This is a genomic window from Streptomyces sp. NPDC029526, from assembly GCF_040637405.1.
Lineage (GTDB): Bacteria > Actinomycetota > Actinomycetes > Streptomycetales > Streptomycetaceae > Streptomyces.
Genome location: NZ_JBEZWE010000002.1, coordinates 428,987 through 447,107, shown reverse-complemented (window position 1 = coordinate 447,107; position 18,121 = coordinate 428,987). Strand labels below are relative to the sequence as shown.

The window sequence follows — 18,121 nt, the reverse complement described above, 5'->3', positions numbered from 1 at the left end:
TGGGCCCCACGAGGGCCGGGCCCGCCGGGAACAGGACGGGCGGCGGCCGGCGGCTGACCGGGCGGACCCGGTGGCGTGTTACGCGCTCGCCAGCGAGAGCTTCGCCGCGAACCCGAGGAACAGCGCGCCGGCCGCCGAGGTCGCCCCGGCCGACAGGGCCCGGCGGCGGCGGAAGGCTGCGGCGAGCCGGGTCCCGCCGAAGATCAGCGCGCTGAGGTAGAGGGCGCTGGCCAGTTGCAGGAAGCCCCCGAGGATGAGGAAGGACAGCGCGGGATAGGCGTACCCGGGGTCGACGAACTGTACGAAGAAGGCGACGACGAACAGGATCGCCTTCGGGTTGAACACGCTGATCACCAGGGCCTGCCGGAAGGGCCGCTCCCCGGTGGCGCCGCCGGCGTCCGCCGCCCCGCCCGTGTCCCGGTCGCCGCGGGTGCGCCACATGGCCCACGCCGCGCGGAGCATGCCGACGGCGAGCCAGGTCAGGTACCCGGCGCCCAGGAACTTCACGATCCCGAACAGGAACGCGTTGGTCTGGAGCAACGAGGCGGCACCGGCGGCCGCCAGGGTCATCAGGACCGCGTCCCCGCACCAGACGCCGGCGGCGGCCGTGTACCCGGTCCGGACCCCGCGCCGGGCGGCCACGGACAGGACGTAGAGCGAGTTGGGCCCGGGGAGCAGCACGATGAGGACGAGGCCCGCCAGGTAGGTGGGCAGATCGATGACGCCGAACATGCGGGGAGTTTCGCATGAGGGTGGGACATGTCGCACGGGAGTTCCGCACGTCGGGACACCACCGCCGGGCGAGTGGGCCGGGACCGGGACGTCCCCGCCGGCCCGGCGGGGACGGTCGCGACCGTGACTGCGGTCGCGGTCGTGCTCGTACTCGCGACCGTGCTCGCGGTCGCGGTCGCGGTCAGAACGCGTCGCTCGGCACGTACGTCCCCCACACGTCCCGCAGGGCGTTGCACACCTCGCCCACGGTGGCGCGGGCGCGCAGGGCGTCCTTCATCGGGTACAGGACGTTGTCCTCGCCCTCGGCGGCCTTCTTCAGGGCCGTCAGGGCGGCGTCGACGGCGGCCTGGTCTCGCTCGGCGCGCAGCGCGGCGAGGCGTTCGGCCTGCTGCGCCTCGATGGCGGGGTCGACGCGCAGGGGCTCGTACGGCTCCTCCTCGTCGAGCTGGTAGCGGTTGACGCCGACCACGACCCGCTCGCCGGAGTCGGTCTCCTGGGCGATGCGGTAGGCGGAGCGCTCGATCTCGCTCTTCTGGAAGCCGTGCTCGATGGCGTTGACCGCGCCGCCGAGGTCCTCGACCTTCTGCATCAGCTCGAGGGCGGCGGCCTCCACGTCGTCGGTCATCTTCTCGATGACGTACGAGCCCGCGAACGGGTCGACGGTGGCGGTCACGTCGGTCTCGTAGGCGAGGACCTGCTGGGTGCGCAGGGCGAGCCGGGCGCTCTTGTCCGTCGGCAGGGCGATGGCCTCGTCGAAGGAGTTGGTGTGCAGCGACTGGGTGCCGCCGAGGACGGCCGCCAGGCCCTGGACGGCAACGCGGACCAGGTTCACCTCGGGCTGCTGGGCGGTCAGCTGCACACCGGCGGTCTGCGTGTGGAAGCGGAGCATCAGCGACTTGGGGTTCTTCGCGCCGAACTCCTCCTTCATCACTCGGGCCCAGATCCGGCGGGCCGCGCGGAACTTGGCGACCTCCTCCAGGATCGTGGTGCGGGCGACGAAGAAGAACGACAGGCGGGGCGCGAAGTCGTCGACGTCCATCCCGGCCGCGACGGCGGTGCGCACGTACTCGATGCCGTCGGCCAGGGTGAAGGCGATCTCCTGCGCCGGGGAGGCACCCGCCTCGGCCATGTGGTAGCCGGAGATCGAGATGGTGTTCCACTTCGGGATCTCGGCCCTGCAGTACTTGAAGATGTCGGCGATCAGGCGGAGGGAGGGCTTGGGCGGGAAGATGTACGTGCCCCGCGCGATGTACTCCTTCAGCACGTCGTTCTGGATGGTGCCGGTGAGCTTGTCGGCGCTCACGCCCTGCTCCTCGGCGACCAGTTGGTAGAGGAGCAGCAGGAGGGCGGCCGGGGCGTTGATCGTCATCGACGTGGAGACCTTGTCCAGCGGGATCCCGCCGAACAGGACGCGCATGTCGTCGATGGAGTCGATGGCGACGCCCACCTTGCCGACCTCGCCGGAGGCGATCGGGGCGTCGGAGTCGTGGCCCATCTGGGTGGGCAGGTCGAACGCGACCGACAGGCCCATGGTGCCGTTGGCGATCAGCTGCTTGTAGCGGGCGTTGGACTCGGTCGCCGTGCCGAAACCGGCGTACTGGCGCATCGTCCAGGGGCGGCCGGTGTACATCGTCGGGTACACGCCCCGCGTGAAGGGGTACGCGCCCGGCTCACCGAGCTGTTCGGCCGGATCCCAGCCCTCCAGGGCCTCGGGCCCGTAGACCGGCTCGATGGGCAGTCCGGACTCCGACTCGCGTGCCATGGTGTGTCTGCCTCCCGCTGAGCAGTACCGCTCGGCCTGCCCACCCGTTCTCGTCCGTCGCTCCGCCCGCCCCTGTGGTCCGAGCCTCTACGGACTGTAGCGGTGGGTGCGCGGCCGGGTGGAGTGCCGCACCCTGGGACCTTCCTCACAGGGCGGGTGGGAGCCCGCTCACAGGACGGGCGACGCGCTCACCGGGTCCACGACGGGCGTCCTCGCCTCCAGGATGCACCCGGAGTTCGAGCGGGGTCACCCCCGGGGAGTATCCGGGGTACCGGCCGGGCGCGGCCGGTGGGACGAGGGGGGCCTCGGGTGGGGGTACGGATGCGGGTGAGGGTGCGGAGTCGGAGTCGGAGTACGGGCGGGGCGGAACCGGGGAGGCGGCACGCCGGGACGGCAGGTCCGGGGTCCACCGGGACGGCGGGCGGGGTCGCCGTCCGGCGGGGCCTCGCCGTGGTCGTGGCGCTGGCCGGGCTGACCGGGGCCGTCGCGGGCTGCACGGTGCAGCCCGCCGACGGGAACGGCACGGGCGGCCCTCCGGTGCGCGTCGAACTGCCCGACGGCACGCCGTCCGCCCCCCGCCCGTCGGAGGGCTCCGGGGACGACAGCAACGGCAGCGGCAGCGGCAGCCAGGATCCCGGGGACCGCGGCAACTCCGCGCCCGCGCGGGTGCTGTGGTCGCGCGGCGACACCGGCCGGGACGTACGGGAGCTCCAGGCGCGGCTGCGCCAGGTCGCCTGGCTGTTCGACGGGCCGACGGGCACCTACGACGCCCCCACCGAGGAGGCGGTACGGGGCTTCCAGGGGAAGCGGGGGCTGCCCCGGACCGGGCGGACCGACACCGTGACCTGGCAGCGGCTGCTGGGGATGACGCGTGAGCCGGGCCGCTGGGACCTCTACCAGATGGGCGGCCAGCCCGCCGACGCGCCGGACGCGCGCTGCCGGACCGGCCGGGTGCTGTGCATCAGCAAGGAGAGCCGCACCCTGCGCTGGATGGTCGACGGCCGCACCGTGACGACTCTGCCGGTCCGTTTCGGCGACCGGTACACGCCGACCCGTGAGGGGGTCTTCTCCGTCTACTGGAAGTCGCGCGACCACTGGTCCACGCTCTACGACTCGCCGATGCCCTACGCGATGTTCTTCAGCGGCGGCCAGGCCGTGCACTTCTCCGCCGACTTCGCCGCCCGGGGCTACGCGGGCGCCTCGCACGGCTGCGTGAACGTACGGGACGAGGCGGCCATCGCCCGCATCTACGCGCAGGTCCGCACCGGCGACAAGGTCGTCGTCCACTGGTGAGGGTCACCCGGGTGCCGGAGACGGCAAGGAGACGGCGAGGAGGAGTGAGGGGATATGGGGCGCGGGCGGGACCGGGGGAACGTGTCCCGCCCGCGCCGAGGTGCACGAGCCGCGGGTACGGGGGGAACCCCGGCTCCGTGCGACGGCCGATGACCAGTCGGCTCACTCTTTACTGCGTCACGGCGCCCGAAAGTGTCACACCCCTGCGCCCGTGCCCGCGCTCGGGCCGTGAAACAGCAGGTCAGCGGGTTGCGACGGCGAGGGCGACCGTGAGGGAGGCGGGGCCGGCCGCGGAGGCGGCGGCCAGGGAACCGCGGGCGTGGTGCCGGTCGGAGCGGCCCGGACGGTCGTCGCCCCCGCCGCTGCCGCCGCCCTTGCCCCGGTCGCCGCTCCCCTTGCCGTTCTTCCCGCCCGCACCCCGGTCGGGGCCGCCGTCGTGCCGGTCGTCGCCGTGCGCCTCGCCGCCCTTGCCCGCGGCCCCGGCGTCCGCTGCGGCGAGGACGCCCTTGCAGTAGGCGTGCACCCGGGAGGAACCGCCGGCCAGGGAGTCCAGGCGCCGCCGGTGAGCGCTGCCGACGTCCTTGCCGTCGCGCAGGGCGCGGCAGGCGGCGACGGCGTGCTTCCAGCCGGACCCGTGGCCGCCGCCGGGCCGGACGGCGTCCGGGCCGGGCGTCCCCCGGCGTCCGGTGGCCGTGTCCTCGTCACCCGCCGCCCGGGGGTCGTCGGACGCGGTCCCGGCACCCGGCGCTCGCTCCGGGGCGCCGTCGGGGGCACCGCCGGGCGCGGCCGGGTCTGCCGCGTCGCCGCCGGACGGCCGGGGGCTGACCAGCGGCCGGCCGGGCGGCGGGACGCTCGCGCTGACGGAGGCGCCGGGGTCGCTCACCGGGCCGCCGGAGGGCCCGGTCTGTGCGCCGGTCCCGGCCAGGTAGGCGGCGCCCCCGACCATGCCCGCGGTGAGCGCGGCGGCCAGTCCGAAGCGCAGGTACCGCGCCCGGCGGAGTCCGCGTGCGGTTCCGGAAGGGTGCGGGTCCGGGCCGCCGAGGCGGACCAGGCCGCCGTCGGCGACCGCCGTCCGGTCCGGCTCCCCCTCGCGCGCACCGGTGGCCGTGCGTTCCCCGCGTTCGGCGCGGGCGGCGCGGAAGGCGGCCAACGCGGCGGCCTCACCGGGCAGTTCACGGCCGGGCGGAGGGGGCGGGGCGGCGAGCGCGCCGAGAGCGTCGGCGAGCCGTTCCGCCTGTTCGCGGGCTGCGGGATCGGCCACTGCGGAGGGCTCTCCGCTCAGCAGACGCTCCGCCGTCTCACGGTCCAGCCACCCGTTCTGCTCATCGGCCATCACATGTCCTTCTGCGTCCGCGCGCGCGTATGCGTCACAGTCGCGGACGTCACCGCACGCCGGCGCGGTTCTCTCTGCGGCGGGAGGGCGTCGAGCACTCCGGCGGATTCCGGATGGCCCTCCGGATCGTCACCGAGCATCTCGGCCAGCCGTTTCAGGCCACGGTGTGCCGCCGTGCGCACCGCGCCCGGCCTCTTGCCCAGGGTCTCGGCGGCACTCTTGGCGTCCAGGCCCACGACCACCCGCAGGACGACGGCCTCGGCCTGGTCCTGCGGCAGCCGGGCGATGAGGGACAGGGTGCCGTCGGTGGCCAGCGCCTCCATGGCCTCCCCGGCGGTGTCGGATTCGGCGGGCCTGCCGGTCAGTTCCGTCTCGTCACCGCCGATCGCCGGCCGGCGCCCGCGCATGCGGATGTGGTCCAGCGCGCGGTTGCGGGCTATCCGGGCGGCCCAGCCGCGGAACCGGTCCGCGTCACCGCTGAAGCGCTCCAGGTCCCGGGCGATCTGCAGCCACGCCTCGGACGCCACGTCCTCGGCGTCGGCGTCACCGACGAGTGTCCGTATGTAGCCCAGCAGGCGCGGGTGCACGGCCCGGTAGACGGTCCGGAACCCGGTCTCGTCCCCGTCCTGTGCCGCACGCACCGCGGCCGTCAGCTCCGCGTCGTCCCCCAGCACCGCGCGCGCCCTTCTGCGCCTGATCCGGTCCCGTCTGCGCGGACCGGGTTGCTCGCCCTCGTGGTTGCCCCATTGCTCATTGCGGTCTCGGGCCGTGCATCGGTCGTGGTCGTGCGACCGCTCACGGCCTGGCGCGAATGGAACGTTACGGCCTGAAACCGCGCGCCGTCCATGTTCGTACAAGATGCAACTAACCCGTGACACAGAAGGTGTGACAGAAAACGCACCCGCAGCGCTGTAGGAGATACGGGCCGCCGCGCGGCCCGTGCCGCGCGACGGCCGGGGCCTCTCCTGTGGGGGGTGGCGGCCCCGGCCGTTGCCTTGGCCCTCCCCTGCCGCCCCCGCACCGGCACAGGTGGGGGTGTCGCTCAGCGGGATGCCCCAGGCTCTGCCCCTCGTCGAACGCGGCGCGGACGATCTGCCGCACGCATCTCGCCGGGATCTCACGTCAGCGCACATGGTGCCGCTGGTCAGCGGACCACTGCCGCTCTTTCAGCCGCCCGGGACGCCATGTCCTCGCCGAAGCGGTGCGCGGCCAGCGCGAACAGCGACCCGCCGAGAACGAACCCTCCTGGGGACGGCGGCACAACGGCTCCGCCTGCTTCGTGACCCGGCCCCTTGTTTCTGCCGGACACCTGGTTCAGCCGTCACGTGCGTCGCGCGGGGCTCGGCCGGTGCAAGGGGCACTGCTCAGTTGCCCGGAGGCGCCGACGGCGCCAGCAGCGGCCCCGGAACCCGGTTCAGGGACGTTCAGGGACCTTCAGGGACGTGCGGAGGGCAGCACGGCAGCGGGGGCGTGCTCCGGGTCACCGTCGGCGGTCGCCGGCGCGGTGCCGACGCCCGCCCAGGCGACACCGCCCAGGGTGAGGACGGCGACCAGGACGGAGAGCGTGGCCTTGAGTGCCGGTCCGCCCGTGCGGGACTCGCGGGGCCGCCAGTCGTCGCGGCGGCGGGTGCGGGCGCGGGCGCCGTGAGCCCCCGTGTCCCGGGCGGTCCGGAAGGCGGCCAGCGCCCGCTCCTCGGCCCCGGTGTCCGTGCCGTCGCCGGTCAGCGCCGCGGCGAGCAGGGCCTCGACGCCCGCCGGCGCCGGCCGGGTCCCGGCGGGGACGGCCGCGTCGGGGTGGGGTGCGTCCGGTCCCGTCGGCATTCCCGGGGGGCGCACCCGCCGGCGGCCGGACAGCCCGCCGCCGCTCTGCCGTTCACCCATGTCCGTTCCCGTCCCTGCTCGCTCCGCCCGGGCCGCCGGCCCGGGCCGTCCCGGCCGTCCCTCATGTCGACTCCCCCAGCGTCCGGGACTCCCCATCCGTCACACCCTCGGCGCCCACCTGTTCGGCCAGCCGTCTCAGCCCCCGGTACGCGGCCGTCCGCACCGCCCCCGGCCGCTTGCCCAGCACGCGTGCGGCGGCGGGCCCGTCGAGGCCGACGACCACGCGCAGCAGCACGGCCTCCGCCTGGTCCCGGGGCAACGTCCCGACCAGGGCCAGCGCCTGCTCGGTGGAGAGCGACTCCATGGCCTGGTCGTACGTGCTCTGCGGGCCGGGCAGGTCGAGGACGTCCTGCTCCAGAGCCGACGGGCGGGGCCGCACGCGCTGCCGGCGCAGGTGGTCCAGCGCCCGGTGCCGGGCGATGGTCGCCGTCCAGCCGCGGAAACCCGCCCCGTCCCCCTTGAACCGGCCCAGGTCGCGGGCTATCTCCAGCCAGGCGTCCGAGGTGACGTCCTCGGCGTCGTCCCCGACGAGTCCGCGGACGTAGCCGAGCAGTCCGGGCTGCACGAGCCGGTAGGCCACGGCGAACGCGGCCTCGTCCCCCTGCTGGGCCCGCGCGACCGCCGCGCCCAGCTCCCCGTCGTACGCCTGCACGGGGCGGAATTCCCCTCCGTGGCCCAAGAACTGTCCTTGTCCGTACCGAGTCGTCCGTACCGCGTGCGCAGCGCAACCGCCGGGCGGCGCACGTGCCCGCGCACGCCCTCACGGTGCTCAGCGTCGGTCGTCGCGAAAGTGTCACAGCTCGTGACGGGGCCGACGGCGGCCTCCCGGCCCGGCTGCCGGGCCGGTCGCGCTCGGCGGTGGGCGAGCCGGTGACGGGCCGGTGGAGCAACGCGGGACGGGCCGGTCGGCCGGCGGACGGTGTCAGTGGCGTCCGGTGCCGCGCAGGGCGTCCCGGCAGAGCAGCCGCAACGAGCCGTCCGCCGTGTAGCAGCGGCGGGCCTCCTCGACGGGGTCCCAGAGACGGCCGTCGGGGGTGCGCACCCAGTGGTCGCCACCCGTGGCCCACCACTCACCCCCGCTGCCCCGCACGATCACCTCGCCCGCGTAGGCGCCGAACCCGCGCAGCACGGTCTCCAGGGCGGCGATCGGGGCGCCCTCCCGGCGGATCGCGGCGATCATCCGGTCCACGCTCCACAGGCTGTTGGGGGAATAGTCCAGGCGCAGCCGCGCCCCCTCCCGCATCGCGGCCACGGTGTCCGCGGCCCACCGGACCGGCTTCGACGCGGCAGCGGGCCGGCTGTGGTGCGGTGTCGTCACACTCGTCGCAGTCGTCACACCCTGTAGAGCGCTCGGGCGTAGCGCCGCGTCACCGCTTTCCGGCCGCCTCCCCGGACCCGGCGCACGATCCCCGCAACCCCCCGACGACCGTCACACACCCTCCCCCACCCCACGGTTGACACCCCTTCACGTCCTGCACCGCACAGGGCGAGGACCACGGCGCACGCAGCCGCCGCACCCGCAGGACCACGACCTCACCCCAGCGCCCCCACCGGGGCGCGGGGACCCGCGTACACCCCCCGACCCACCCGCAGACGACAGCCCGACCCCCTGAGGGTCGCGGGGAACTGCGCGAACGCCCCCACCCACCCGCGGACAACACCCCCACAGCGCCCCCACCAGGGACGCGGGGAACCGCGCACCACCCCCCACGCGCCCGCGCAGCCCCACCCCCAGCCGGCCGCGGGCCCCCTCAGCCGTCCCGCCGGCTCCGCCGGGACACCGCGGCGCGCAGCACCCGGCGTCCCTCCGTGGAGATCTCCAGCGCGCGTCGCAGTCCCGTCGCCCCGTGGGCCTCCAGGACCTCCAGTACGGCGATCTGCCGCCGCAGTTCCGCCGCAAGCAGGGGCGACAGCCCTTCCGTGTGCCCCTGCCGGGACGCCTCGACCGGGTCGGCGGCGTCGGCCGGGGCCGCGCCGTCCAGCAGCCGGTGGATGCGCAGCGCGGCGACGGAGCAGCCGTCGGCCCACTCCCGCAGGGCCCCGCCGTCCCGCCGGAGCGGCGCGGCGGTGAGCATGCCCTGGGCCAGGCGCACCGCCTCGTCCTCGTCGCCGAGGCCGGCCAGCTTGCCGCGCACCCGGTCGAGGTGCTCCGCCCAGTCCTCCTCCGCGGCGCCCTCGGCCAGGCACCCCCACAGGGGTCGCAGCGCTTCGTCGTCGCCGCCCAGCAGCGGCACGCACCGATCCAAACAAGCCACCCCGCTCGCGGCCGTGCCGCGCTCGTCGGCCCGCGCGATCAGTTCCACCAGGCTCATCCACGCCTCCTCAGCGGGTACCCACCGGCCCCGTACGAGGCCCTCACGGACCTCGCACTTCACGGAGCCCGCACTTCCCCTTACTGCGTGCGACGGCCCGGGAGTGTCACGCAGGCACCACCCCGAGCCGGTCCAGTAAACGGAAGAAGAGGTTTTCGGCCACGTCGTCGGGCTCGACGGAGAGCACGTCCAGCAGGTCGTCGGCCGACGCCGTGCACCCTGCCTCGGCGGCCCACGCCAGGGCCCGTTCGGCGGCGTCGCGCGGTTCGAGGAAGTAGTCCTCCACGGTCAGCCCGTCGGGGTCGCCGCCCTCGGCGGTGGTCCCGCCGCCCAGGTGACCGGCCATGGCGGCGCGCCCCAGGCAGGCCGTCCACGCACCGTGCTCCGGGGAGGCCGCCTCCACCACCACGCAGTCGCTGTCCATGACGTACCCGAAGAGGGCGGGCGCGCCGGTCTCCCGGGCAAGGTCGTTCATGCTCCCGATGCCGCCCGAGGCGCCCGGGTACTCCCACACCTGCCAGCCGCCCGGCGCGGAGGTGCGCAGGGTCAGGCCCTGGGCGGCGCCGGACAGCGCGTCGAGTGCGGCGAGCGGCCGCTCCCCGCGGCCCACGACGAAATAGCCCCAATAGCCCATGTGCCGCTGTTCCCCCCGGTGTCGTGGTTCGGCTCGTCAGAACACCACCACAGTCGTACGGGGGTTCGCAGGCGTATGCGGCAATCCGCCCCCGCCGGATCAGTCCAGCTCGTCGGCGAGCGCGCGGAACTGCGCCCAGGTGAGGGACGGTTCGCCCGGGTTCCACAGCTTCTGCACCAAGGCCCGCAGCGGCATCCGGATGCCCGCGGCGACCTGGTCCTGGGTCTGCGAGCGGGGCAGGTCGCCCCAGATGGCGAGGGAGCCGCCGGTGATCTGGTCGTCGTACTCGGCGGGGACGGCGGTGGTGCCGCGCAGCACACGCGGGGTCCACTGCTCGTAGATCCGCTCGCCGGTCGGGTAGACGAAGGTCAGCGGTTCGCCGAGCACGTAGTAGAGGAACTCGTCGTTGTAGTTGAGGACCGTGCGGCCCTCGCGCAGGTACTCCAGCGGCTGCCGGGCGCCGATCTCCTTGCCCGTCCAGTAGGCGACCTGGATGTCCTTGTCGGCGCTCACCGAACCGCCCCGGAAGAAGCCGTCGTTCCAGGCGCGCGGGACGCGGTCGTGGGCGCGGACGGTCGCGGCGCGGTCGTTGAGCCAGCCGGTGGTGAGGTCCTCGACGGTGGCGCCGGGGCCGTAGCGCTCGCGGGCCGCGGCGGCCAGGCCCGGGAACGACGCCTGCGGGTCGGACACCACCAGCGCCTGGTACTCGTCGCCGCCGAGGTGCCACTGGCGGCCGGGGAAGAGGTCCGCGTACTCGTCGAGCAGGTCGTCGACGATGTCGGCGGCCTTCTTCTTGGAGATGTCGATCGCGCCCCGCACGGCGGCGCCGTTGACGTTGCGCAGCTGGAGGTCCGGGTGGGCGGCGATGACGGCGCCGAGGTGTCCGGGCGAGTCGATCTCCGGGACGACGGTGATGTGCCGGCTCGCCGCGAGGTCGACGATCCGCTTGACCTGCGCCTTGGTCAGGTGCTCGCGCGAGACGACCTCCGGGTGGGAGTCGGACGCGATGCGGAAGCCCTGGTCGTCGGAGAAGTGCAGGCCGATCTCGTTGAACTTCAGGTCGCCGAGCTCGCGGATCCGGTCCTCGATCCAGTCGGCGGTGTAGTGCTTGCGCGCGATGTCCAGCATCATCCCGCGCCGCTCCTTGGCGGGCTCGTCGCGCACGACCCCCTCGGGTGCGCTGCCCGCGCCGCGTATCTCCTGCTTGAGGGTGCGGGTGCCGTAGAAGACGCCCGCCTCGGCGGGGGCGCTGACCGTGACCCGGCCGCCCCGCACGGTCAGGGTGTAGGACTCCGGGTTCGCACCCTTGTCCCGGTTCAGCGACAGGCGCAGGTCGCCGGCCTTCTCGTCGTCCTTCTCCCCCGCGTAGGAGAGCCCCAGTTCACCGGCTATCAGCCGCCCCTCGTCGGCCAGCGCGGGATCGTCCACCACGACGCGGTGGCCGCGCGCGGGGCGCCAGCCGGGGCCGCGTTCGGCGGTGTGCTTGCGGACCGCGGGGATGGTGCGCGGCGCCTTCGACAGGGGGTAGCTGCGGGTGGGGCTCGGTTCCGGCGAGGTGGCGCCGGGGGACGCCCCGGCGGGGCTCTCACCGGTCGCGGAGGCCGATCCGGCCGGCGCGCCGTCGTCGGAGGTCGCCCAGAGCCCGATGCCCACGCCGGACGCCGCCACCAGCGCGCCCGCGGCGACCGCCGCCACCAGGACCGGTCGGCGCCTCACCCCTTCGGTGCTGGTCTGCCGCCGGTGCCGCCTGTGCCTGTGCTGACTCACTCTGCCAACCTACGGCCCATCCGGGTGAAGGGCGTCGTCGAGCCGTTCCCCAATCGCCCCGTCCGAGTGAATTTCGAAAATCGATCGGACACACGGTGGGCTCGGTCGATACCGTGAGGGCACAACTCTCACACCTTTCCCCACCGACACACACGCGACACCGACACACACGCGACGCCCACGAGGACCCACGCTGCCCGCGCACCGTCTCCCAGAGTTCCCCGGGCGGGTCGCCGTTCCCGGACAGTCCCGCGGCACGCCCGTCACCCCCTCCGCCCTGGAGCACCTCAACGCCGCGCCCGCCGCGGAGGCCGAGCACGCCCTGCTGGCCTGCCTGCACAGCCTCCGCTGGGCCGTGCGCGTCGCCGGCCACCGCCCGTACCCCGACCTGCCGTCGCTGCTGGCGGCGTGCGACGAGGCGGCGTACGACCTCACCCCGCCGGAGCTGGCCGCGGCGCTGGCCGCCGAGACGCTGCCGCCGCTGCCCGAGGACGCCTACTCCGCCGCCCACACGGCCCTGGACGCGGCGCACGCGGCCTACGAGGCGAAGTTCGGCCACGCGTTCGTGATCTGTCTCGACGGGGTGGCACCGGCGGAGAGCCTGGACCGGGTCCTGGAGCACATCCGGTCACGATTGGCGAACGATCCGGAGGAGGAGCGGGTGGTCGCGGCCGAGGAACTGCGCCGCCTCGCCGCGGAACGGCTGACCAGGTTCCTCACGGGTACCGGGGGCCCCGCGTCCCGCCTCGACTCCTTCCGCACGGCGGGTCACGCCACGTAGCCGGACAAGAGCCGCGAAAGCCCGGTCTCTAGCCCGTAAGCGTGCCGATTCGATCACACAGCCACACCCCGGGGACGACGGGCGCCGAGGCATGGCTACGATGCTGGGGGCCGGTGGACCGTACCCGGCCGGGCCCGACCGACAAGGAAAGCCGGCGCGGCCCCGAACCCCGCTCCCGGAGGAAATTTCCGTGCCGGCTGGAACGCTGTACCGCGGCCGGGAAGGAATGTGGTCCTGGGTGGCTCACCGAGTCACCGGCGTCCTCATTTTCTTCTTCCTGTTCGTTCACGTGCTGGACACCGCCCTCGTGCGCGTGTCCCCGGAGGCCTACGACACCGTCGTGGCCACGTACAAGACGCCGATCGTCGCGCTGCTGGAATACGGCCTCGTCGCCGCCATCCTGTTCCACGCGCTCAACGGCCTGCGTGTCATCGCCGTCGACTTCTGGATCCAGGGCGCCCGGTACCAGAAGCAGATGCTCTGGACCGTTGTCGCCGTGTGGGTCGTGCTGATGCTCGGGGCGATCTACCCCGTCCTCGGCCACGCCGCTCGTGAACTGTTCGGGAGCTGACGCGCATGTCCACCACTGAAACCTCCGCCTCGGGCACCGGCCCCGTCGAGGGCGCGTCCCTCTACTCCGTCGACAACCCGGCACCGGTCATCGAGCCGCCGCGCAAGCGTACGAAGAAGACCCCGAAGACCACCCGGGGCAACTTCGAGCTGGCCGCCTGGCTGTTCATGCGCCTGTCCGGCGTCGTCCTGGTCGTCCTGGTCATCGGCCACCTGCTGATCCAGCTCGTGCTGGACGGCGGCGTGTCCAAGATCGGCTTCGCCTTCGTGGCGGGCCGCTGGGCCTCGCCGTTCTGGCAGGTCTGGGACCTGCTGATGCTGTGGCTGGCGATGCTGCACGGCGCCAACGGCCTGCGCACGGTCATCAACGACTACGCCGAGCGGCCGAACACCCGCCTGTGGCTCAAGGGCCTGCTCTACACCGCCACGGTGTTCACCATCCTGCTGGGCACGCTGGTGATCTTCACCTTCGACCCGAACATCCGCTAGGCACGGGGCTGCGAGAATCATGAAGATCCACAAGTACGACACCGTCATCGTCGGCGCCGGTGGCGCCGGTATGCGGGCCGCCATCGAGGCGACCAAGCGCAGCCGCACGGCCGTCCTGACGAAGCTCTACCCCACCCGCTCCCACACGGGCGCCGCGCAGGGCGGCATGGCCGCCGCGCTGGCCAACGTGGAGGAGGACAACTGGGAGTGGCACACCTTCGACACGGTCAAGGGCGGTGACTACCTGGTCGACCAGGACGCCGCCGAGATCCTGGCGAAGGAGGCCATCGACTCGGTCCTCGACCTGGAGAAGATGGGCCTGCCGTTCAACCGGACCCCGGACGGCACCATCGACCAGCGTCGCTTCGGCGGTCACTCCCGCAACCACGGCGAGGCCCCGGTCCGCCGCTCCTGCTACGCGGCCGACCGCACCGGCCACATGATCCTTCAGACGCTGTACCAGAACTGCGTGAAGGAGGGCGTGGAGTTCTACAACGAGTTCTACGTCCTGGACCAGCTGATCACCGAGGTCGACGGCGTCAAGAAGTCGGCCGGTGTGGTGGCGTACGAGCTGGCCACCGGTGAGATTCACATCTTCCGGGCGAAGTCCGTCATCTACGCCTCCGGCGGCAACGGCAAGTTCTTCAAGGTGACGTCCAACGCGCACACCCTCACCGGCGACGGCCAGGCGGCCGTGTTCCGGCGCGGGCTGCCGCTGGAGGACATGGAGTTCTTCCAGTTCCACCCGACCGGCATCTGGCGCATGGGCATCCTGCTGACGGAGGGCGCCCGCGGTGAGGGCGGCATCCTGCGCAACAAGGACGGCGAGCGCTTCATGGAGAAGTACGCGCCGGTCATGAAGGACCTCGCCTCCCGCGACGTCGTCTCCCGCTCCATCTACACGGAGATCCGCGAGGGCCGCGGCTGCGGTCCCGAGGGCGACCACGTCTACCTGGACCTGACGCACCTCCCGCCGGAGCAGCTGGACGCCAAGCTGCCCGACATCACCGAGTTCGCGCGGACCTACCTGGGCATCGAGCCGTACACGGACCCGATCCCGATCCAGCCGACCGCGCACTACGCCATGGGCGGCATCCCCACCAACGTCCGCGGCGAGGTGCTGGCCGACAACACCACCGTCGTCCCCGGCCTGTACGCGGCCGGCGAGGTCGCCTGCGTGTCCGTGCACGGCGCCAACCGCCTGGGCACCAACTCCCTGCTGGACATCAACGTGTTCGGCAAGCGGGCGGGCATCGCCGCGGCGGAGTACGCGCAGGACGCCGACTTCGTGGAGATGCCCGAGGACCCGGAGGCGTTCGTCGTCGGGCAGATCGAGCGGCTGCGGTCCTCCACCGGCTCCGAGCGGGTGGCCGAGCTGCGCCGCGAGCTGCAGGAGACCATGGACGCCAACGTCATGGTGTTCCGCACCGAGCAGACGATCAAGACGGCGGTCGAGAAGATCGCCGAGCTGCGCGAGCGCTACAAGAACGTCGCCGTCCAGGACAAGGGCAAGCGGTTCAACACCGATCTGCTGGAGGCCGTCGAGCTGGGCAACCTGCTCGACCTCGCCGAGGTCATGGCCGTCTCGGCGCTGGCCCGCAAGGAGTCCCGCGGCGGTCACTACCGCGAGGACTTCCCGGACCGCGACGACGTCAACTTCATGCGTCACACGATGGCCTACCGCGAGGTCGGCGCCGACGGAACCGAGACCGTCCGTCTGGACTACAAGCCGGTCGTCCAGACCCGCTACCAGCCGATGGAGCGTAAGTACTGATGGCTACCCCTGTTCTGGACAAGGCGGGCTCGGCCGGACAGCCCGAGCCGGGCTTCGCCGACTCCCCCTACATCACCGCCACCTTCCGGATCCGCCGGTTCAACCCGGAGGTCTCGGCGGAGGCGACCTGGGAAGACTTCCAGATCGAGATCGACCCCAAGGAGCGCGTCCTGGACGCGCTGCACAAGATCAAGTGGGACCTGGACGGCACGCTGACGTTCCGCCGTTCCTGCGCCCACGGCATCTGCGGCTCCGACGCGATGCGGATCAACGGCAAGAACCGCCTGGCGTGCAAGACGCTGATCAAGGACATCAACCCGGAGAAGCCGATCACGGTCGAGGCCATCAAGGGCCTGACGGTCCTGAAGGACCTGATCGTGGACATGGAGCCGTTCTTCCAGGCGTACCGGGACGTGATGCCCTTCCTGATCACGAAGGACACCAACGAGCCGACGCGCGAGCGGCTGCAGTCCGCCGAGGACCGCGAGCGCTTCGACGACACGACGAAGTGCATCCTGTGCGCCGCCTGCACCACCTCGTGCCCGGTGTTCTGGAACGACGGGCAGTACTTCGGCCCGGCGGCCATCGTCAACGCGCACCGGTTCATCTTCGACTCCCGCGACGAGGCCGGTGAGCAGCGTCTGGAGATCCTCAACGACCGGGACGGCGTGTGGCGTTGCCGCACGACGTTCAACTGCACGGACGCCTGCCCGCGCGGCATCGAGGTCACCAAGGCGATCGCCGAGGTGAAGCGGGCGCTGATCACGCGCCGCTACTGATCCCTTCGCGGACGACATGAGAGAGGGCCCCGATCCTGGATCGGGGCCCTCTCTCGTGTACCGGGTCCGGCCGCCGGGGCGGCCGTGACGGCGTCAGCCGCGCAGCGGGCGGCCTTCCTTGTCGGTGCGGTCGTTGCTGACCAGGAACATGATGCCGTCGACCAGGGCCCAGATGCCGAGGCCACCGCAGGTGAGCAGCTGGGCGACGCCGACACCGACGGAACCGACGTAGAAACGGCCGATGCCCAGGGACCCCAGGAAGAGCTGGAGGATGCCGGCGACGATCTTCGACTTGTCCGAGTAGGGACGACCCTGGGGGTCGAGGCCGTACGGCGCCTGGGGGTTCGGGGGGACGGTCATGGTGCGGTGCTCCTGGAAAAAGAAGGACAAACCTGGGCGGATTGCCCGGGTGGCCCAGGAGGGACACCGGCGGAACCCTGACGGGCTCCCGCGCGACGGACCACATTCGGAAACGGGCCGTCCCCCCTGCGCGAGAAGGAGCGTAGAAGGAGCGCGTGGGGGTTAGGGAGAGGCCGGAAACAAACGTTCCCGTTCCGTGATCAACCCGGGACCGCCCCGACGCGTGATCAGCGGAGGTTGCGCAGCACGGTCCAGGCGACGGCCGCCACCAGGATCAGGACCTGCACCCGTGGCGCGATCCGCGGCGCCCAGGAGCGCCCGCGCAGCCCTTCAAGGGTCCAGCGGCCCCACAGCGCCAGCGCGAACGGGGCGGCGAGCAGCAGGGCACGGTTGTCCAGCCAGGCGGCGGCGAACTGACCGTGCATGAGGTCGTAGACCATGCGGGTGCCGCCGCAGGCCGGGCAGAGCAACCCGGTGACGAGCCGGAAGGGGCACTGGGGCAGGACGTGCCCGGGCTCGTGCGGGTCGGTGAACCACAGGTAGGCCGCGCCCGCCGTGCCGGCCACCAGTACCGCCAGGGGGGCCGCGGCGGGATGCCACCGCGGACGCCCCCCACGGGGCACGGGACCGGCCACGTCAGCCACGCAGGATCCGCCCCTGGGCGTCCGTGCGGTCGTTGCTGACCAGGTACATGATGCCGTCGATCAGGGCCCAGATGCCGAGCCCGCCGCAGGTGAACAGCTGGGCGATGCCGACACCCACGGAGCCCACGTAGAAGCGGCCGATGCCGAAGCTGCCGAGGAACAGCTGCAGGACGCCCGCGACGATCTTCGACTTGTCGGACAGCGGACGCCCGTACGGGTCGTAGCCGTAGGGTGCGTTGGGGTCGGCTGCGTAGCCCTGGTATCCGCCACCCTGCGGGTAGCCGGGCGGCGGCGGGTACGCGCCGGGCGGCTGCTGCCCGCCCTGCGGGTAGCCGTAGGGACCGGACTGGCCGCCGGTCGCGCCGGCGTTCGGGTAGCCGTAACCGGGCGGCTGGTTCGGCTGCTGCGGCTGCTCGCTCACGGGATTCACTCCTGGAGTACGGGATGCTGGGGGTCATATTGTCAGCCATCGGTTGGCCGGGAGAAGCCGGGCCGACGCCGGCCGCCCCTCCCATAGGGTGACCCCCCGGTCCGCCGTACCGCCGGATCTGCCCGGCTCGACGCATCAGCGCCTAATGTGACGGTATGTCAGGCAATGAGTCCTACGAACTGCTCGGGTTCGACAACGTGCTGCTGCCGGTCGGGGACCTCGGTGAGGCCGTCTCCTTCTACGGACGCGCCGGATTCCCGGTCGGGTTCCGGCTGGACGAGGCCGGGATCGCGATGCTGACGGTCGGCCGCGAGACGCCGGGTCTGCTGCTGCGGCAGGAGGAGGGGCTGGGCCCGCAGCCGCCGCAGTGGCCGGGCGGGAGGGTGTGGCTGGAGGTCCGGGACGCCCGCTCGGCCGCGGGGTCGCTGCGGGACGCCGGCATCGGCCTGCTCGACGAGCCGTTCCCGGTCGCCACCGGCTGGACCGTCGAGTTCGCCGACCCGTGGGGCAACGTGGTCGGGCTCACCGACTACAGCAAGCGGCCCTCTCTCGCGCGCCGGTCCTGAGGTCCCGGCGGTGC

20 protein-coding genes are annotated in these 18,121 nt (G+C 73.0%); 7 read left to right on the top strand and 13 right to left on the bottom strand.

Features of this window, described 5'->3' with window-relative positions:
- Positions 1–78 precede the first annotated feature (78 nt).
- Entirely contained in the window at positions 79–732 is a 654-nt protein-coding gene (gene leuE, locus AB0F01_RS07570; RefSeq protein WP_362090850.1) for a leucine efflux protein LeuE, read from the bottom strand.
- 181 nt (positions 733–913) lie between these two features.
- Positions 914–2,494, bottom strand: coding sequence for a methylmalonyl-CoA mutase family protein (locus AB0F01_RS07565; RefSeq protein ID WP_362090849.1), 1,581 nt, complete (start codon positions 2,492–2,494; stop codon positions 914–916).
- Positions 2,495–2,950: 456 nt separating this feature from the next.
- Here AB0F01_RS07565 and AB0F01_RS07560 point away from each other — a divergent pair, with 456 nt between their 5' ends.
- The gene (locus tag AB0F01_RS07560) at positions 2,951–3,787 is read left to right on the top strand and encodes a L,D-transpeptidase family protein (protein ID WP_362092499.1); all 837 of its coding nucleotides are present in this window, start codon (positions 2,951–2,953) and stop codon (positions 3,785–3,787) included.
- A gap of 241 nt (positions 3,788–4,028) precedes the next feature.
- Here the strand turns inward: AB0F01_RS07560 and AB0F01_RS07555 are convergent, their stop codons facing one another.
- The 8 genes from AB0F01_RS07555 to AB0F01_RS07520 form a co-directional block, all read right to left on the bottom strand.
- Positions 4,029–5,120: an extensin gene (locus tag AB0F01_RS07555; protein ID WP_362090847.1), complete on the bottom strand. Its 1,092-nt coding sequence runs from the start codon at positions 5,118–5,120 to the stop codon at positions 4,029–4,031.
- Complete coding sequence (locus AB0F01_RS07550; RefSeq protein ID WP_362090846.1) at positions 5,120–5,794, bottom strand: RNA polymerase sigma factor; 675 nt, start codon at positions 5,792–5,794, stop codon at positions 5,120–5,122. The genes AB0F01_RS07555 and AB0F01_RS07550 overlap by 1 nt, the downstream gene beginning before the upstream one ends.
- 760 nt (positions 5,795–6,554) lie before the next feature.
- Positions 6,555–7,001 carry a hypothetical protein gene (locus AB0F01_RS07545; protein ID WP_362090844.1) on the bottom strand — a complete coding sequence of 149 codons (447 nt, stop codon included), beginning with the start codon at positions 6,999–7,001 and terminating at the stop codon, positions 6,555–6,557.
- A gap of 61 nt (positions 7,002–7,062) precedes the next feature.
- Positions 7,063–7,680 (bottom strand): RNA polymerase sigma factor, encoded by a 618-nt coding sequence (locus AB0F01_RS07540; RefSeq protein ID WP_362090843.1) that lies wholly within the window; start codon positions 7,678–7,680, stop codon positions 7,063–7,065.
- Between the two features lie 243 nt (positions 7,681–7,923).
- Positions 7,924–8,319 carry a hypothetical protein gene (locus AB0F01_RS07535; RefSeq protein WP_362092496.1) on the bottom strand — a complete coding sequence of 132 codons (396 nt, stop codon included), beginning with the start codon at positions 8,317–8,319 and terminating at the stop codon, positions 7,924–7,926.
- Positions 8,320–8,752: 433 nt separating this feature from the next.
- Positions 8,753–9,313, bottom strand: coding sequence for a hypothetical protein (locus tag AB0F01_RS07530; protein WP_362090841.1), 561 nt, complete (start codon positions 9,311–9,313; stop codon positions 8,753–8,755).
- 106 nt (positions 9,314–9,419) lie between these two features.
- Positions 9,420–9,947 carry a hypothetical protein gene (locus AB0F01_RS07525; RefSeq protein ID WP_362090839.1) on the bottom strand — a complete coding sequence of 176 codons (528 nt, stop codon included), beginning with the start codon at positions 9,945–9,947 and terminating at the stop codon, positions 9,420–9,422.
- 99 nt (positions 9,948–10,046) lie between these two features.
- Complete coding sequence (locus tag AB0F01_RS07520) at positions 10,047–11,645, bottom strand: family 20 glycosylhydrolase (RefSeq protein WP_362092494.1); 1,599 nt, start codon at positions 11,643–11,645, stop codon at positions 10,047–10,049.
- Between the two features lie 262 nt (positions 11,646–11,907).
- Here AB0F01_RS07520 and AB0F01_RS07515 point away from each other — a divergent pair, with 262 nt between their 5' ends.
- The 5 genes from AB0F01_RS07515 to AB0F01_RS07495 all read left to right on the top strand — a co-directional run bounded on the left by AB0F01_RS07515 (position 11,908) and on the right by AB0F01_RS07495 (position 16,107).
- Entirely contained in the window at positions 11,908–12,495 is a 588-nt protein-coding gene (locus tag AB0F01_RS07515) for a 2-oxo-4-hydroxy-4-carboxy-5-ureidoimidazoline decarboxylase (RefSeq protein WP_362092491.1), read from the top strand.
- 190 nt (positions 12,496–12,685) lie between these two features.
- Entirely contained in the window at positions 12,686–13,066 is a 381-nt protein-coding gene (gene sdhC / locus AB0F01_RS07510; RefSeq protein WP_109377789.1) for a succinate dehydrogenase, cytochrome b556 subunit, read from the top strand.
- Between the two features lie 5 nt (positions 13,067–13,071).
- Entirely contained in the window at positions 13,072–13,554 is a 483-nt protein-coding gene (locus AB0F01_RS07505; protein WP_362090837.1) for a succinate dehydrogenase hydrophobic membrane anchor subunit, read from the top strand.
- Between the two features lie 19 nt (positions 13,555–13,573).
- Entirely contained in the window at positions 13,574–15,328 is a 1,755-nt protein-coding gene (gene sdhA / locus AB0F01_RS07500) for a succinate dehydrogenase flavoprotein subunit (protein WP_362090835.1), read from the top strand.
- On the top strand, positions 15,328–16,107 hold the full coding sequence (locus AB0F01_RS07495) for a succinate dehydrogenase iron-sulfur subunit (RefSeq protein ID WP_192229849.1): 780 nt from the start codon (positions 15,328–15,330) through the stop codon (positions 16,105–16,107). Before sdhA ends, AB0F01_RS07495 begins: the two co-directional genes overlap by 1 nt.
- A gap of 93 nt (positions 16,108–16,200) precedes the next feature.
- Here AB0F01_RS07495 and AB0F01_RS07490 read toward each other — a convergent pair whose 3' ends face one another.
- From AB0F01_RS07490 to AB0F01_RS07480, 3 genes are all read right to left on the bottom strand, one after another.
- On the bottom strand, positions 16,201–16,467 hold the full coding sequence (locus AB0F01_RS07490; protein ID WP_362090833.1) for a TM2 domain-containing protein: 267 nt from the start codon (positions 16,465–16,467) through the stop codon (positions 16,201–16,203).
- Between the two features lie 227 nt (positions 16,468–16,694).
- A complete protein-coding gene (locus AB0F01_RS07485; protein WP_362090831.1) occupies positions 16,695–17,111 on the bottom strand; it encodes a DUF2752 domain-containing protein in 417 nt (138 codons plus the stop codon).
- The gene (locus AB0F01_RS07480) at positions 17,104–17,532 is read right to left on the bottom strand and encodes a TM2 domain-containing protein (protein WP_362090830.1); all 429 of its coding nucleotides are present in this window, start codon (positions 17,530–17,532) and stop codon (positions 17,104–17,106) included. Before AB0F01_RS07480 ends, AB0F01_RS07485 begins: the two co-directional genes overlap by 8 nt.
- Before the next feature lie 164 nt (positions 17,533–17,696).
- Between AB0F01_RS07480 and AB0F01_RS07475 the strand changes: the two genes are divergently transcribed.
- Positions 17,697–18,107: a VOC family protein gene (locus AB0F01_RS07475; protein ID WP_362090828.1), complete on the top strand. Its 411-nt coding sequence runs from the start codon at positions 17,697–17,699 to the stop codon at positions 18,105–18,107.
- Positions 18,108–18,121: the final 14 nt, after the last annotated feature.

Coding starts and splice junctions, on each gene's coding strand:
- leuE (WP_362090850.1), bottom strand. CDS start 732: ATGTTCGGCGTCATCGATCTGCCCACCTACCTGGCGGGCCTCGTCCTC.
- AB0F01_RS07555 (WP_362090847.1), bottom strand. CDS start 5,120: ATGGCCGATGAGCAGAACGGGTGGCTGGACCGTGAGACGGCGGAGCGT.
- AB0F01_RS07505 (WP_362090837.1), top strand. CDS start 13,072: ATGTCCACCACTGAAACCTCCGCCTCGGGCACCGGCCCCGTCGAGGGC.
- AB0F01_RS07565 (WP_362090849.1), bottom strand. CDS start 2,494: ATGGCACGCGAGTCGGAGTCCGGACTGCCCATCGAGCCGGTCTACGGG.
- AB0F01_RS07530 (WP_362090841.1), bottom strand. CDS start 9,313: ATGAGCCTGGTGGAACTGATCGCGCGGGCCGACGAGCGCGGCACGGCC.
- AB0F01_RS07525 (WP_362090839.1), bottom strand. CDS start 9,947: ATGGGCTATTGGGGCTATTTCGTCGTGGGCCGCGGGGAGCGGCCGCTC.
- AB0F01_RS07495 (WP_192229849.1), top strand. CDS start 15,328: ATGGCTACCCCTGTTCTGGACAAGGCGGGCTCGGCCGGACAGCCCGAG.
- AB0F01_RS07545 (WP_362090844.1), bottom strand. CDS start 7,001: ATGGGTGAACGGCAGAGCGGCGGCGGGCTGTCCGGCCGCCGGCGGGTG.
- sdhA (WP_362090835.1), top strand. CDS start 13,574: ATGAAGATCCACAAGTACGACACCGTCATCGTCGGCGCCGGTGGCGCC.
- AB0F01_RS07490 (WP_362090833.1), bottom strand. CDS start 16,467: ATGACCGTCCCCCCGAACCCCCAGGCGCCGTACGGCCTCGACCCCCAG.
- AB0F01_RS07475 (WP_362090828.1), top strand. CDS start 17,697: ATGTCAGGCAATGAGTCCTACGAACTGCTCGGGTTCGACAACGTGCTG.